This window comes from Hymenobacter glacialis (genome assembly GCF_001816165.1).
In the GTDB taxonomy this organism is placed as follows: Bacteria; Bacteroidota; Bacteroidia; order Cytophagales; family Hymenobacteraceae; genus Hymenobacter; species Hymenobacter glacialis.
In genome coordinates this window covers 15,579-31,185 of the sequence record NZ_MDZC01000048.1, presented here as the reverse complement: position 1 = coordinate 31,185, position 15,607 = coordinate 15,579, and the positions used below count along the sequence as shown (strand labels likewise).

Sequence of the window (15,607 nt, the reverse complement as noted above, 5' to 3'; positions counted from 1 at the left end):
CCGGGCAGCGGGCTGCTCCGACGGCGGCCCTGGTGTCAACAAAGGTACAACATAGTAATCCGAACATGCAGATTATCGAGCGGACCCAGGTTTTCAATGGTCACTACAAAGTCAACCAGCTAATCGTTCAGGACGGCGACCAGCAGCTCCGACGTGAGCAATTTGCGCCCGGCAAAGCCGTGGCCGCCCTGGTCTACGACACGGCCCGGCAGGTGTACGTCCTCACCCGCCAGTTCCGCATCGGCCCCGAAGCCGACATTCTGGAAATAGCCGCCGGCATGATAGACGGCAACGAAGCCCCCGAAACCGCCGTGCGCCGCGAGATTCACGAGGAGCTGGGCTACGATGTGAACCGGCTGGAGGAAATCGTGTGCATCTGGCCCTCGCCGGGCACCAGCTCCGAGGAAATTACCGTGTACTACGCCGAGGTAAGCCACAAAACCGGCGCTGGCGGCGGGCTGGCCGAAGAAAACGAGAACATCGAAATGGTGGAGCTGAGCTGGGAAGCGCTGGCAGCCGAGCCGTTGCGCGATGCGAAAACAGTGCTGGCAGTGCAGTGGGTGCGGCTGCGGGAGTAAACTGGAATCTAACCTCTATTAATGGATGAACTACTTTGAAGGGAAGCCTACAGAACGAAGCGAAGGTTCACGGCCAGGCTTGGTATTAAGGCAATTCAGCGCCCGGTGACGGGTCCGTTTGTTCCATTGCCGCCGTGTTCAAAACTGCTGGCCCACAGGTTGTAATCCTAGTGTTTACCGCACATAAGCATCCTAGACAACTCCGTCACGGCACAACGTAGCACTGGCACCAACCGGGGCACAAACATGGTATAATCTGCTGGGTGCGGTCCTTGGTAGCAAATGTCAGCTTGGCGAATGAAATAATCCAGAAACCATTCCCAGCATGGCATGAGTTGACTAATGGGAACCAGAAAAGTAGAGACCTTCGATTCAAGTTGCGTTCGAAAAATCTATGAATATCCGTCTTGTGCAATCCCGACGCCAACCATTAATTACCTGGATTAACTCATTGCTGCCTCATGTTTTAAGTGTTTAAATCTAATAAATATAATATTACTCTTAAAACCAAAATTTAGGGTCAATCGCACACCCACGGCGGTCTATAATTTCAAAATTAAGGGCCTTTAGTCGAGCTCGTTGGGAAAGGGTCGCTAAAGAGTGATTAACCCATTGGCCCTCGACCATTTTTTTCTTTACCAAAGAGCGCACTTCTGGTACTTCAGGCAATCTATTCGTAGCAAAGGTCCATCCACTGGTATTCCGCGTTCCATGGAAATAAAGGATTTGGTCAAAGTCCTCATTGGCTGTTGTCTGCAGTAAAACAGGCACCACGCATTTGCTGCTGTCAGGACTAAAGAAAATGGCCTCATCTATTTTGGAAGCGTACACAATCGAAGAATCAACAAAAGCGGTTCTATACATTGGATTATAATTCTTCTCCGCTATCAATCTGGGTATACTAACAGAAGCGCTGGCATGAGTTTCGCGATATACTGTACTACTGCTGGCCTTCTTGAGTTTTTCATCGTAACAAGCCACTTTATCAAAGGCTTTACACCCTACAAGTAACCCAAACGAGAGGATGACAATAATTTTCATGGATAAAGAAGCTTTACTTTACAAAAACAGTAATATTTAAATCTCTAAAACAAACTGCAAGCTTATCAAGGTTAGTCGATACAGAGTGGCCTTTCATATAGTCTTCTTCACAAGTATCATTTTGTAAGCTCCTCCTCAAAGTACGCCATTCATAAATAGAGAGGCATTAGACAAATGCTACTGCACCGCCGGCAGCGTCAGTGTGTACTCAAACGTCTGGTAAAGCTTGGCGTCGCGGATGCTCACGTTCAGCTCCTGAGCGTCCATTTTGGGGAAGGCAATGGTGCGCTGGGCCTGGTAGAGGTCGCGGCCGAAGAAGCGGCCGTTGCCGGGGGCCAGGGTTTGGGCGAATACTTCCTTGCCGGTTTTGTCGGTGGCGGTGAGGGTGAGGTTGGACAGCTCGGCATTTTTGGGGCCCTGGCGGTGAATGGTGACCAGGAGCACGCCTCCGGCGGGCAGAGCCGCCAGCCGGCGCTGGTAGGTGGTGTCGGCCCAGTTATTGAGCTTTTTGAGGGCTTCGATTTCGGTGAGCATGTCGGTATAGGAGCGGTAGCCGAGGCGGGTGAAGCTGCCGTCGACGTCCTGCTCCTCGTCGGTGTTTTTGGTCACGTTCTGCACGTAGGGCGACACGCCATCCCTTTGGGCAAAGGTGTAGCGCTTGCGGCCTTTGGCGGCTTTGCCGGTGGGCTGGGCGGCGGCGGCCCCGGCCAGCAGGCTCAGCAGGCCAACGGTGAGCGTGTGGCGAATCAGGCGAGGAAAAGTGGGCATAGCGGGGATTGAATTAAAGCGGTAAAACACAATGAGAATAGGAATGCTGATAATCGGTCCAACAAAGAAACTACTTCCCGCGCAAACCCCGGCCGTACCGCCCCAAAAAGTTGCATAAGCCCGCCCAGGCCCCCAAAGACCAGGTGCAATGGTGACGCCGCTGTGAAGCCCTATCCATCGAACGGAGCGAACTTTGGCAACTGGATAAATCCATTATTTGGCTTCCAAAATACCATGCATTTTTCGATTCTACTGATTGTGGTAGAGATGCTTCGACAAGCTCAGCCGGACGCACCAGCTGTTTTTCTGAATCGCCGGGAGGGCAGCTGACCGAATTTAAGCTCGGGTAAGCCGCCCACAGCGTCAGATATGCCGTAGAAGTCGTTTTACAGTTTCTTATGTCCCGCATACTCTACGCCATCCAAGGCACCGGAAACGGCCACCTAGCCCGCGCCCTCGACGTGGTGCCCCTGCTGCAGGCCCGGTGCGAACACCTCGAAATACTGGTCAGTGGTCCGCCGGCCGACCTGCCCGTTCCGTTTGAGGTGCAGCACCGTGCCCGTGGCATGGGTTTTCTGTTCGGCAAAAAAGGCGGCATCGATTTCGTCAAAACGTTTTTGCAGTTCAACTCCGCCAAGTTTTTGCACGAGGTGCGCCACCTGCCCGTCAGGGATTTTGATTTGGTCATCAGCGACTTTGAGCCGGTGTCGAGCTGGGCCTGCAAGCTGCGCGAAGTGCCCTGCGTGGCCCTGAGCCACCAAAGCGCGGTGCTGCACCCGCTGGCGCCCCGGCCCGACGAGGAGGACCCCGCGGGCCGGGCGGTGCTCAAGCATTACGCCCCCAGCACGGCGCAGTACGGCTTTCATTTTCAGGCCTATGGGCCGGGCATCTTCACGCCCGTTATCCGGCAGCACGTGCGCGAGCTGAGCCCCACCAACGAAGGCCACTACACGGTGTACCTGCCCGCGTTTGAGGAGCATTTCCTGGTGGAGCGGCTGCAGTACCTGAGCCGCTCGGTGCGGTGGGAGGTGTTCAGCAAGCACAGCACCAAGGCCACCACCTACGGCAACGTGGCCGTGCAGCCGGTGAGCGGCCCGGCTTTTCTCGACAGCATGGCCCGGTCGGCGGGCGTGTTGTGCGGCGCCGGCTTCGAAACCCCCGCCGAGGCCCTGTTTCTGGGCAAAAAGCTGCTGGCCATGCCCATGAAGCAGCAGTATGAGCAGCAGTGCAACGCGGCAGCGCTGGCCAGCATGGGCGTGCCCATCATCAAAAACCTCAAAGACAAAAACCTGGATAAAGTAGACCAATGGCTGCACCAGGTCGACACCGTGGCCGTGGATTACCCTGACCAGACCGGCGCCGTGATTGACCAATTACTTCGCGAACAGCTGTAGGGTGCCCGGCAGGGGTGGTTTTTGAAGCGAAGCTGCCTTGCATGGATTTCAAGAACGAACCTGAACGTCATGCTGAGCTTGCCGAAGCATCTCTACCGCTTCGTTGCCTCGGCATGGATTACTACTGCGGTAGAGATGCTTCGGCTACGCTCAGCATGACGTTCTTTTTTGAACTACTAAACAGCCTCAGCAGCAGGCAACGCGCTGCCGGACGCGTCAACAACCCCCACTACCTCCCATTTCCGCGCCCTGCGCATGACCACACCACCACCCCGCTTTGAGGAGCCGCTGCCCCCGGCCTTTTACCCGGCTTCGGCGCCGCTGCCGTTTTCCCGCGCCGACTTCGGACCCGATTTCCATTGGGGGGCCGCCACCGCCGCTTACCAAATAGAAGGCGCCTGGCAGGAGCAGGGCAAGGGACCCAGCATTTGGGACGATTTTACCCGCCGCAAGGGCACCATCCGGCGCAACGAGCACGGGCGCGTGGCCACCGAATTCCACCACCGCTACCAAACCGACCTGGACCTGGCGCAGGGACTGGGCCTCACCGATTTTCGGTTCTCCACCGCCTGGGCGCGGGTGCTGCCCGCGGGCGTGGGCACCGTGAACCCGCCCGGCCTCGACTTTTATGACCGGCTGGTAGATGCCTGCCTGGAGCGCGGCCTGAACCCCTGGCTGACGCTCTACCACTGGGACCTGCCCAGTGCCCTGCAGGCCCGCGGCGGCTGGACCAACCGCAACATCGTGGGCTGGTTTGCCGATTACGCCCAGGCCATGGCCCGCCGCCTTGGCGACCGGGTGGCGCACTGGGTGGTGCTAAACGAGCCCATGGCGTTTGTGGGGGCGGGGCACTTGCTGGGCGTGCACGCGCCCGGCCGGCGGCACCTGGGGGCGTTTCTGGCCGCCGCGCACCACGCCACGCTTGCCCAGGCCGAGGGCGGCCGCGCCCTGCGTGCGCTGCTGCCCGGCTCGGCCCAGGTGGGCACCACGTTCTCCTGCTCCTACCTCACGCCGCACCGCCCCGGCCACGCCAACGACGAAGCCGCTACCCGCCGCGCCGATGCCATCCTGAACCGGTTTTTTGTGGAGCCTGCCCTGGGCCTGGGTTATCCGCTGGCCGAGATGCCGGGCCTGCGCTGGCTGCTGGGGCGCTACCAGAAACCCGGCGACGACCAGCGCATGCAGTTCGATTTCGACTTCTGGGGTGTGCAGAACTACACCCGCGAAGTGGTGAAGTTTTCGCCCTGGCTGCCGCTGCAATGGGCCACGCTGGTGCCAGCCAAGCAGCGCGGCGTGCCCCACACCGACATGGGCTGGGAGGTGTTTCCGGAGTCGCTTTACCAAATGTTAAAACAGTTTGCAGCTTATCCAAATGCGCCAACATTGCTGGTAACTGAAAGTGGCTCAGCGTTCCCAGATGTGGCAATGGGCGGCCGGGTACACGACCCGGCCCGGCGGGCCTACCTGCAGGCGGCCATCGGGCAGGTGCTGCGGGCCCGGCGGGAAGGCCTGGACGTGGGCGGCTATTTCTCCTGGAGCCTCACCGATAATTTTGAGTGGGCCGAAGGCTACGGCCCCCGCTTTGGGCTCATTCACATCGACTACGATACCCAGGCCCGCACCGTGAAGGATTCGGGGCTGTGGTACCGGGATTTTTTGGGTGGGCAACCGGTACTGGCAAGGTAGAACCAGTCGTTCGGCGGCGATGAGATGCTTTGCTCTGCTCCGCTTGACAGAGGTAGCGGCTGCGCCGTTTTAGCGCAGCAGCTCGCGGCAGTTCATGAATTTCTCAATGAGCTGTTCCGGATGCTGCTCGTCGAACTCGCCGAAGCCCAGCAGCAGCGCCGGGGCCGGCTGCAGAAACTGCATGGCTTCTTTCACGGCCTCCAGGTACCAGCTCAGGCGCTCGCGGTCGGCGCCGGCGGCGGCTACTTCGGCGTCCCAGCGCAGGGCTGCCGGAGCTTTGCGCACCAGAAACGGGATGACGAAGGGGACATAGCGGCTGAAAATGGGATTTTCGGCGTGGGTTAACCGGGCATCGGGCCACACGTGGTACTCGGCAAAAGAGGCGGGCGGCACCACCAGAAAAGGTGTTTTCTCCAGCGTCATTTCCCCAAACATTTCGATGCGGCTGGGCTGCGCGTAGAACTGCGCAAAGGCCGTGTACCACACCGACACCCCGGCCGGATTGAGCAGCTGGTACGGATGGAAGGAGCTGGCAATGCTGAACCCGCCGTGCGCGCCCACCACGAGCTTGTAGAGCTCACCAAACTTATCAAAGTCAGTAGACTGCTGGTAAGGAGTGGTGGTGAGGCCGTAGAGGTAAAAGCTGGCGAAATCGTTTGGCGTGGGGCCGGTAGGGGCGGCGGGAGGAATGGTGTCAGGCACGTGGGGCGGCTTTGGGGGCAAGGGATTCAACCGGAAACAGGGTTCCAGTATGCAAACCTATTTCCGGTTGGCTGAAAAACCATTACCGCGGCTGTCCGCGCTTTCTTTAAGCCAGTGCTTACCTCTGACACGAGGTGCTTGCTGCAACCTGACTGCCCGCCCCAACGGCTGCTTGCCGCGGCGAAATGAACCAGCGCGCCGGCACGGCACGGGAAGGGGCTACCTCCGGCGACGCTACTCAAGGTCGCTGCTGACGGCTCACGTAGCTTAAGTGGTGGCGTAAGCGAGCTAAATACGGACTAGGGCAGCGGCACCAGCTTCACGCCGGTGTACAGCTGTGGGTTGCTCACCGAAGCCATGGGCTCGATGCGCATGCGCTTATCATACTCGCTGACGTTGGCCAGCTTGAGCAGGGTTTTGTAGTCGCGGGTAAGGCCCGATTTGGTTCTGATGAAGTAGCTGTTGACGTGCAGGCTCTCGGGATTGTAGCTCACAACGAGGGCCGTGGTGTCGTGCCAATAGGTTTTGCTGGCCTCTTTGCCGCCACCGCTGAGCATTTCGCGCGGGGTGCGGTCCTGGTCGTAGCGGATGTCCTGGCCGGTGAGGGGCCGCACTATCTGGGTGGCGTTCATGCCCAGCAGGGCCGGCACGTCGAAGGCGCGGTCCACATTGCGTGCCGTGGTATCGGCAGGAGATTCAGAAGCAAGCTGGTCGGAAGCGGCGCAGCTAAACAGGAAGGCAAGGGGTAGCAAATAGGCGTGACGCATGAGCATGGCGGGCTGAAGTGAACAGGATTGCTACGCAGTAGCCGTTAAAACGGTTCAGCTTCGCCATCCAGCGTCCAAACTTACCTATATATTTTCATGCTAAGGCTACGCTTTGTGAATGCAGGCACTCAGGTGGCCATCCCGCTTTGGCGCGGCCGGGCTCACGGGTGCCTCCCGGCAACTTACGGCAGCCGCCAACCAAAAGCGTGTACCTGCTCTTGTGCAGCCTTCGCACCGGGCCTATGCGGCCTACCCAAATAGCAAGCGCCAATGGTCAATTATTTGAGGCAGCGCTTTGTTGTTATTGGATATAACGACTTATATTTATGAATATAATGTCACTTTTTAGCCTGACTCCTTATGGAACAAAAGCCAACTGCCATGGAAATTGGGGTTTTACCCGCCGATTGGGAAGAAACGGTGGACTTTTATTCCCAGATTCTGAACCTGCCACCGGATTACATCACGAAGGACAAAGTGCTGTTTCATACAAGTGAATACGACTTGTACCTCATTAATCTGGTTACCAATCACGCCAGCCTTTTTGCGGAAAAATTTCCGCCTACCTACTTCCGGGTACGCGACCTCGGAATGGTGGAAACCATTTACCAGAACGTGCTGAAGAAAATACCCGGCGCCGGGCAGTTTCAGAAGAAAACCACCCTGCTTGCCTACCCATTTCCCAACGCTGAAACGTCGGAGTCGGAGGCTCGCACAATTACCATGGCGAGCGTGGTCATTAAGCCGAAAACGGAGTGCAAAGCCCAGGTTGAGATGACGTTGGGCGTTATTCACAATCCTCCCTATTAAAAGTTGATACGTTGAATTTTTGCTGATTATCAAGGATTTGCGAAAATTACATTGCCTGGCCGAGTACTTCTTTAACATTCCCCTCCAGCATGCGAGCGTATGCCATTCTGTTGGTCCTGCACGCCACGTGGCTGGTGCTGCCGGCGCAGGCCCAGCCGGCCCGCGACGATAGTTTGCGGGCGTTGCTGCGGGCCCAGCCGCGGCCCGATACCACGCGGGTGCGGCGCCTGCTGGCCCTGGCCACCGAGCTGCGCGTGAAGGACGAAACCCAGGCCACCACCCTGGCGGAACAGGCCCTGGGCCTGGCCCAGCGCCTGAAAGACCCCCCCGGTGAAAGCGAGGCCCTGCTGCTGGCTAGTATGCTCTACCGCCGGCAAAACCAGTTCGACCGCGCCTATTCGTATGCGCAGCGGGCCCAGCGCCTCTGCACCCGACGCGGCGACCTCAGCGGCCAGGCCCGGGCCTGGCTGCAGCTGAGTTTGATTCACATGCTGCAGGGCAACCCCACGCCGGCCCTGCAGGCGGCGCTGCGAGGCCTACCGCTGGCCGAAAAGGCCGGCGACATCGTGACCCTCACGCGCCTGCAGGCCAACCTGGGAGAAATTTATAACCTCATGGGCAACTACGACGAAGCCGTGCCGGTGCGGCACGCCGTGCTGCGCAGCGCCCAGCGCACCGGCGACCGACAAGTGGCGCTTACTGCCCTCAACGGCCTCGGCAACACGTTCCAGATGCTCAGGCAGTGGCCCCCGGCGCTGGCATACTACCAGCGGGCTCTGCAACTGAGCAAAGAATTGGGCGACACCTCGGGGGAGATTGGCAACGAAACCAGCCTGGCCGAGGTGTACGGCCTGTTGGGCAACCGCACCGAGGCGCTGGCGCACAGCCGGCGGGCCCGGCAGCTGGTGCGCCAAACCGGCGACGACTACAACCTGCCCATGGTGGAGCTGATGCTGGCCCGGGCCTACCTGCTGGACCAGCAGCCCGACAGCGCGCTGGTGCTGGCCCGTCACGGCCTGGCCCTGAGCCAGCAGGCGGGCACCAACGACAACATTCGGAAAGCAACCGACATCCTAGCGGACGCCTACGCTCAGAACGGCAATTTTGAGGAGGCTTACCGCTACCGCAACCTGCACATGGCTTACACCGATACGCTATCGGGGGAGGATACCAACCGGCGCAGCAGCGCCCTGCGCTACGGCTACGAGCTGGACAGAAAACAGGTGCAGATAGACCTGCTCAATAAAACGCGGCAGTTGCAGGCCCACAAGGCCGCCCGCCAGCGCCTGCAGCTCTACGGCCTGCTGGCCGGGCTGGTGGGGGTGGTGCTGGTGGTGGCGCTGCTGCTGCGCAACATTTTCCTGAAGCTGCGTGCCAACCGCCGCCTCAACGAAAAGAACGTGGAGATTGCCGCCCACCGCGACACCCTCGACCGCACCCTGACCGAACTGCAAACCACGCAGGCCCAGTTGGTGCAGCGCGAGAAAATGGCCAGCCTGGGCGAACTCACGGCCGGGGTGGCCCACGAAATTCAGAACCCGCTCAACTTCGTTACCAACTTCTCCGAGCTGAGCGTGGAGCTGGTGGATGAGCTGGAGTACGAGCTGGCCAGGGAGCACCTGAGCACCGCCGGCCGGCAAACCCTCGACCAGCTTCTGCAGGAGCTTTCCCAAAACCAGCACAAGATTCACGAGCACGGGCACCGCGCCGACCTCATCGTGAAGCGCATGCTGGAGCACTCCCGCGGCAGCAGTGGCCAGCGCGAGGCCACCAACCTCAACGCCCTGGCCGAAGAATGCCTGCGGCTGGCCTACCACGGCTGGCGCGCCAAAAACCAGGGCTTCAACGCCACCCTCACCACTGCGCTGGACCCCGACCTGCCGCCCGCCCACGTGGTGCCCCAGGACCTGAGCCGGGTGCTGCTCAACCTGCTGACCAATGCTTTTTATGCCGTGGCCGAAAAAAGCGCCCAGGCCGGGGCCGGCTACCAGCCCGAGGTGCAGGTGCGCACCAGTCACACCCCCGGCGCGGTGCTGCTGCAGGTGCGCGACAACGGCAACGGCATTGCGAGCGCCGTGCGCGACAAAATCTTTCAGCCGTTTTTCACCACCAAGCCCACCGGGGAGGGCACGGGGCTGGGACTGTCGCTGAGCTACGACGTGGTAACCAAGGGGCACGGCGGCACGATGTCGGTGGAAAGCCAGGAAGGTGAGTTTACTGAATTCACCGTCTCCCTGCCCGTGACGGTGCAGGAAGCCGTGGTTTAAACCAGAACAATTCAGCCATTTTATTAAATTAATTCTATATATTTAACAAATTCGCCGGTTTGCCTCTAACGGGTACGCTGGTGCCCTTTTGGGCAATGAGCTTCTGAGCCGTTGGGTGGGCCTGCGCCTGCCGGAAGCGGCGTATAGAGAAGGCCGCGCCCCCTGCCCGGAAGCAGGGAGGGCGCCCGCCTGGGAACTGCGGTGCTGGCTGGAATAGCCGGCAATGATGCATGGATTTCGAAAAAAGTAGGTTGCCGGGCTGGCAACCAGTGCACACGCCGGAATCCGTTTAGTGGCTGCTCACGGTTTTTTTCGGTTCCGATGTTATTCGACCAACTCATTCCTCCAAGCTTCCGCATGCGGAAAGCTGCCCTGCCAGCCGCAGCGCCGGTTGTGGCCGATGCCGCTGCACCGGGCGCCCTGGGGCAGGCGGCGCGGCAGTGGGTGCGCCCCGTGCTGCAGATGCTGCTGCTGGCGGCCGGTGTGTTTTCTGCCGCGCTGGGCCTCAAGGGGTTTTTGCTGCCCAACGGCTTCATTGATGGCGGTGTTACGGGCATTTCGCTGCTCATCAGCCAGCTCACGGGCGTGTCGCTCTCGGTGCTCATCATTGTCATCAACATTCCGTTCATCGTCCTCGGACACTACCACCTGGGCCGCAAATTCGCGCTCAGAACGCTGTTCACCATTCTGGCGCTTTCGGGTGCCTTGCTGGTCGTCACCTTCCCGGTGCTCACGCAGGACAAGCTCCTGATTGCCGTGTTCGGCGGGTTTTTTCTCGGCGCGGGCATCGGCCTGGCCATGCGGGGCGGCGGCGTGCTGGACGGTACCGAGATTCTGGCGTTGTACCTGAGCCGGAAACTACCCGTTTCGATTGGTGATATAGTGCTGAATATAAATATTATAATATTCGGCGTGGCTGCCTGGCTGCTTTCCATCGAAACAGCGCTGTACTCGATACTCGCGTATTTGTCGGCGGCCAAAACCGTTGATTTTATCCTGGTGGGCATCGAGGAGTACACCGGCCTCACGGTCATTTCCTTCCACAGCACCGAAATCCGGCGCATGATTACCGAGCAGCTCCACCGCGGCGCTACCGTGTACGAATGCACGCAGGGCTACGGCTCGCACGGGCACCAGCACCTGAAAGTGGAGGCCGTGTTCACGGTAGTGACCCGGCTGGAAGTGGTGGGCCTCTTCGACGAGATTCATAAAATTGACCCGCACGCTTTTGTGGTAACGCACAGCGTGAGCGACATGAAAGGCGGCCTGATAAAAAAGCGGGCCTTGCACTAACGCCGTGCGGCCCGCCGCACGCCAGGCCGCCGGGTGCGGCGGCCTGCTTCCTAAGCAGCAGTATGATGGACAAGTGGTTTCGTTTTCTGGGAGTGCGGCCGCGGGAAACCAAAACGGTCTGGCTGTTTTTCGTGCACCACTTTTTGCTGGGCATTGGCACCATGCTGGTGTACGTGGCCGCCCACGTGCTGCTGCTGGCCGATAACCCCGCGCGCAACTTGCCGCTGGCCTACTGCATCAGCGCGCTGGCCATGCTGGCCGTGGGCAGGGCTTACGCCCACTACCAGCACCGCCTGCTGCTGCGCAAGCTGGCCACGCGGGCGCTGCTGGTGGCCGTGGTAGTGGCGGCGGTGCTAAGTCTGCTGCTGTTGCGGGCGCCTTCGGTGGCCAGTGCCGTGACCATCGTCACGGGCTACCGCCTGATTTACCTGCTCACCAACCTGGAGTTTTGGAGCATGTCGGCGGTGGTGTTCAACGCGCGGCAGGGACGGCGCCTGTTCAGCAAAGTGAGAGCCGGCGAGATGCCGGCCAAGGCCCTGGGCGCCGTTATTGCCGTGGTTGTGCACGCCCGCAGCGCCCTCACTATGTTGCTGTTCACGGCGGCCGTGGCCTACGTGCTGGCGCTGCTGGCCCAGCGGCTCACTTTCCGGGTGCAGCGGGTGGGCGGCCATCCCCAGGCGCGGCGGCTGGTGCAGGCTCCCGCCGGCCACTCTTCTTTTTGGCGCACCCTGCTGGGTAGTAGCCCGTTGGTGCGCAGCATGGGCCTGAGCATCATGGCCGTAGCCACGGTGGCGGTGGGGGTGGAGTACCTGTTTTTTATGCAGGTGAAGGACAGATTCCAGGAACAAGCCACCATACTGGAGTACGTGGGTGGGCTTTTGGCAATTACCTACCTGCTGGCCATGGTCTTCAAGCTGGGGCTATCCCAACCCGGCACTGGCCGCCTGGGCGTGCGCCGGCTGCTGGCCGTGCTGCCGCTTCTTGCTTTGGGCGGGCTGCTGGTTTTTGGCACCCTGCGCGCGGTGGGGGCCGGCCCGGCGGTGGTCATGGCTTATTTCGGCGGCTTGGTTCTGGTGCTGGAGGTGCTGCGCCGGGCCGTGCTGGAGCCCTTGTTTCTGGTGTTGTTTCAGCCCATGGCCACGCCGGAGCGGCTGCAGGGCTACGCTGTGGTGAAAGGATTTTACGAGCCGCTGGGTCTGGGTATGGGCGGGGCCTTGTTGCTGGCGCTGCACCAGTCGCCCGGCTTCAACCAGTGGGTGCCTTTTCTGTGGATGGCAGCTTTCTTGATTGGCGCAGCCGTGCTACTGCAGCGTGCTTATGCCCATTACATCAACGATTTGAAGCATGTGCTGGGGGTGCGGTTAGCCCCTGAGCCGTTGCGGGAGGCCGCGGCGGCCAGCCAGCCCGTGGCCCGTGCCAGCCTTTTTCGCACCAACCACCGCGAGGCAATTCAGGCCATCGATTACCTGCAAAAAGCCGAATCGGACGCGCTGGTACAACACGCCGAGGACTTCTTGAAACACGCCGACAGCCGGGTGCGCAACCGCGTGCTCAGCCTGCTGGGCAACCGAGCCGACGTGCCACTCCTGCGGCGGCTGGCCCTGGAGGACCCCGACGACGCGGTGCGGGAAATGGCCAGCTGCCTGGCCTGCCACCACCCCGAACCCGCTGCCGACGACCTGCTGGAACACCCGGACCTGGCGGTACGCAAAGGCGCAATTCGGGGCCGGTTGGAGCTGGCCCCCGCCCATGCCGGTGCCCTGGCCAGCCTCGCAGCCATTGCCGCCGCCCCCGATAGCTGTGCCCGCCTGGTGGCCCTGAGCCTGCTGGACCTGCTGGACCCCACCAGCCAGGTTGCCGTGCTCACGGCCAGCTTCCACAGTGCCGACCGTGCCGTGGTGCACCGGGCCGTGCAGGCCACCGCCGCCGCCCCCAGCACCGGCCTGCTGGCGCTCCTTATGGCGTTGCTGCGCGAAAAATCCACGCAGCAGGCCGCTGGTACCTGCCTGGCCAAAGCCGGGGACGCCGCGCTGCCCGGCCTCAGGGCTGCCCTGGCCCAGGAGCCCGACGGGCGCTACCTGCAAGCCCTGGCCCAGGTGTGCACGCGCCTGGCCACCCCCGCCGCCCGGCAGGTGCTGGTAGAAGTGGTGCAGGGGCCCCGGCTGAGCGCGCGGGCGGCGGCCCTGCGCGCACTGAGCGGCTACGCCACCCTGCTGGCCGACAAGCCCGTTTTCCAGCGGCTGGTGGAAGAAGAAATGCGCCTGGCGCAACAGCTGGTGCACGGCATGGCCGCCGCCACCACGGAGCTGCGCCAGGCCCTGCACTACGAGCTGCGCAGGAGCCAGCAGCGCATTTTTGGCCTGCTGATGCAGTTATATGAGCGCCAGCCCGTTGTGGATGCGCAGCGGGGCGTGGCCCATGCCACCGGCGAGCGGCAGGCCAGCGCGCTGGAAATTCTCGATAACCTGATTCCGCGCCCCCTCTACCAGGGCCTGCAGGCCATGCTGGAGACGGGCCGGCTCTCCGAACGAGTGCACCGATTCGACGACCTGCTGGGCCCGATGGTGACCACCGAAGCCATTCAGACCACCATAGTGCGCCGGGGCACGGCCGCATTTTCGGCCTGGACCGTGGCGGTGGCCCTGCGGCAGTGGCATCCGCAGCCCGCTACCGTGGCCTGCCTGCAGCCGCACCTGGAATCCACCAATGCCCTCATTCAGGAAAGTGCCCTGCTGGTGCTGCGGCAGCTGCCCGTGGAGCGCCCGGCCGCCTTCGACTTTCTGCAAGTCCTTCATCCCGACATAACCGCCTTGCTCATGCCTTCCTCCGTCCCCACTTCTACCGTCCCGGCCCGCGAGCGGGTGCTGATGCTCAAAGGCACCACCCTGTTCACCGAAACCTCCGAAAACGTGCTGGGTACCATCGTGCCCATCATGCGGGAAGTCAGCTTTCAGCCGGAGCAGGAAATATTTGTGAAGGGGACCCTGGGCACTTCTTTGTTCATTGTGTGCGAAGGGGAGGTGGGCATCTTTGATGGCGCGCGGCAGCTCACCTCCTTTCACCGGGGCGAATTTTTCGGGGAATTATCGCTGCTCGATGCCGAAGCCCGCTCGGCTACCGCCGTGGCCCTGACCCCGGTGGTGGCCTTCCGCATCGACCAGGAAGATTTTTACGACGTGATAGAAGAATGTGCCGAAGTGGCCCGCAACGTCATGCGGGTACTCTGCCAACGCTTGCGCCGGCAAAACGAGCGGACGCAGCCTGCCGTGTCCGCTCCGGCTTAAGAGCCGCACAGGACCGGCGCCGTTACTGGTTGGGCCGGGCGCGGCCCCCTTCCTTACTTTACGCCCATGTCCGACTTTCGATTGCAGGTGTTCGCGGCCGTGGCCCGGCACCTGAGCCTGACCAAAGCGGCGCAGGAGCTGTTCATCAGCCAGCCGGCCGTAACCAAGCACCTCCATGAGCTTGAAAAACAGCACGGACAGCGGTTGCTGGAGCGCCGCGGCAACCGCATTGCCCTCACCGAGGCCGGCCGGCTGCTGCTGGGCCACGCCGAAGCGGTAGCCGCCTCCGCCCAGCAGCTCGACGACCAGCTCCTGGCCCTGCGCGACCCCGACGAAGCCGCCGGCCGCCTGCGCCTAGGCGCCAGCACCACCCTCAGCCAGTACGTGCTGCCCGGCCTGCTGCCGGCCTTTCAGGCCCGCTATCCCAACGTGCGCCTCACCCTGCTCAACGCCAACTCCGAGCGCATAGCCGATGCCCTGCTGCGCAACGAGCTGGACCTGGGCTTTGTGGAAGGCCGCACCAAAAGCCGCGACCTCCACTACGAACTCCTGCTGCCCGATGAGCTGGTGGCCGTGCGGCGTGCCCACCCCCGCGGCACCCCGCCCGCCCCGCTCAGCCTGGCCGAGGCGCTGGCGCACCCATTGGTTTTGCGGGAGCGCGGCTCTGGCACGCTGGAGGTACTGGAGTTTGCCCTGAGCGAACTCAAAACCAAGCTCAGTAGCCTGCAGGTAGCATTTTATTTTGACAATACCGAAGCCATAAAGGCGTACCTGGAGGCCGCTCCCGGGGCGCTGGGCTTCGTTTCGCGCCGGGCGTTGGCCCGTGAGCTATCGGCAGGGCTGCTCGAAATAGTGCCGGTGCAGGGCCTGCACCTGCCCCGGCAATTTGAGGCCGTGTGGGTGCAGGGGCAGCCGCTGATACGCCCGGCCCAGCGCTTCCTGGCGTTCGCGCACGCCCACTTTCATGCCGGCGCATAACCTAAGGTTATCTCAAATAACATTTTTAAACCATCCAGC

General features: G+C 61.4%; 12 protein-coding genes. 8 read left to right on the top strand and 4 right to left on the bottom strand.

The genetic code is table 11. From position 1 onward, the window contains the following. The first annotated feature begins 65 nt into the window (after positions 1-65). On the top strand, positions 66-578 hold the full coding sequence (locus BEN48_RS06110) for an NUDIX domain-containing protein (protein WP_070733723.1): 513 nt from the start codon (positions 66-68) through the stop codon (positions 576-578). A gap of 501 nt (positions 579-1,079) precedes the next feature. Here BEN48_RS06110 and BEN48_RS18665 read toward each other — a convergent pair. Both BEN48_RS18665 and BEN48_RS06105 read right to left on the bottom strand, forming a co-directional pair. Then, entirely contained in the window at positions 1,080-1,619 is a 540-nt protein-coding gene (locus BEN48_RS18665; protein WP_125932502.1) for a hypothetical protein, read from the bottom strand. A gap of 177 nt (positions 1,620-1,796) precedes the next feature. Beyond that, positions 1,797-2,387 carry a hypothetical protein gene (locus BEN48_RS06105; protein WP_070733722.1) on the bottom strand — a complete coding sequence of 197 codons (591 nt, stop codon included), beginning with the start codon at positions 2,385-2,387 and terminating at the stop codon, positions 1,797-1,799. Between the two features lie 398 nt (positions 2,388-2,785). Between BEN48_RS06105 and BEN48_RS06100 the strand changes: the two genes are divergently transcribed. After that, on the top strand, positions 2,786-3,781 hold the full coding sequence (locus BEN48_RS06100) for a glycosyltransferase family protein (RefSeq protein WP_070733721.1): 996 nt from the start codon (positions 2,786-2,788) through the stop codon (positions 3,779-3,781). Between the two features lie 255 nt (positions 3,782-4,036). Continuing rightward, on the top strand, positions 4,037-5,467 hold the full coding sequence (locus BEN48_RS06095; protein WP_083320806.1) for a GH1 family beta-glucosidase: 1,431 nt from the start codon (positions 4,037-4,039) through the stop codon (positions 5,465-5,467). A 69-nt stretch (positions 5,468-5,536) separates the two neighbouring features. Here BEN48_RS06095 and BEN48_RS06090 read toward each other — a convergent pair whose 3' ends face one another. Then, the gene (locus tag BEN48_RS06090; protein ID WP_125932501.1) at positions 5,537-6,169 is read right to left on the bottom strand and encodes a hypothetical protein; all 633 of its coding nucleotides are present in this window, start codon (positions 6,167-6,169) and stop codon (positions 5,537-5,539) included. Between the two features lie 299 nt (positions 6,170-6,468). Continuing rightward, positions 6,469-6,936: a hypothetical protein gene (locus BEN48_RS06085; RefSeq protein ID WP_125932500.1), complete on the bottom strand. Its 468-nt coding sequence runs from the start codon at positions 6,934-6,936 to the stop codon at positions 6,469-6,471. Between the two features lie 360 nt (positions 6,937-7,296). Between BEN48_RS06085 and BEN48_RS06080 the strand changes: the two genes are divergently transcribed. The 5 genes from BEN48_RS06080 (at position 7,297) to BEN48_RS06060 (ending at position 15,568) form a co-directional block, all read left to right on the top strand. Continuing rightward, positions 7,297-7,746 (top strand): hypothetical protein, encoded by a 450-nt coding sequence (locus tag BEN48_RS06080; RefSeq protein WP_070733718.1) that lies wholly within the window; start codon positions 7,297-7,299, stop codon positions 7,744-7,746. Between the two features lie 89 nt (positions 7,747-7,835). Then, a complete protein-coding gene (locus BEN48_RS06075; RefSeq protein ID WP_070733717.1) occupies positions 7,836-10,013 on the top strand; it encodes a tetratricopeptide repeat protein in 2,178 nt (725 codons plus the stop codon). Positions 10,014-10,370: 357 nt separating this feature from the next. Further along, positions 10,371-11,306 carry a YitT family protein gene (locus tag BEN48_RS06070; protein WP_094122937.1) on the top strand — a complete coding sequence of 312 codons (936 nt, stop codon included), beginning with the start codon at positions 10,371-10,373 and terminating at the stop codon, positions 11,304-11,306. Positions 11,307-11,368: 62 nt separating this feature from the next. Further along, a complete protein-coding gene (locus tag BEN48_RS19940) occupies positions 11,369-14,590 on the top strand; it encodes a cyclic nucleotide-binding domain-containing protein (RefSeq protein WP_070733716.1) in 3,222 nt (1,073 codons plus the stop codon). A gap of 66 nt (positions 14,591-14,656) precedes the next feature. Further along, a complete protein-coding gene (locus BEN48_RS06060; protein ID WP_070733715.1) occupies positions 14,657-15,568 on the top strand; it encodes a LysR substrate-binding domain-containing protein in 912 nt (303 codons plus the stop codon). Positions 15,569-15,607 lie beyond the last annotated feature (39 nt).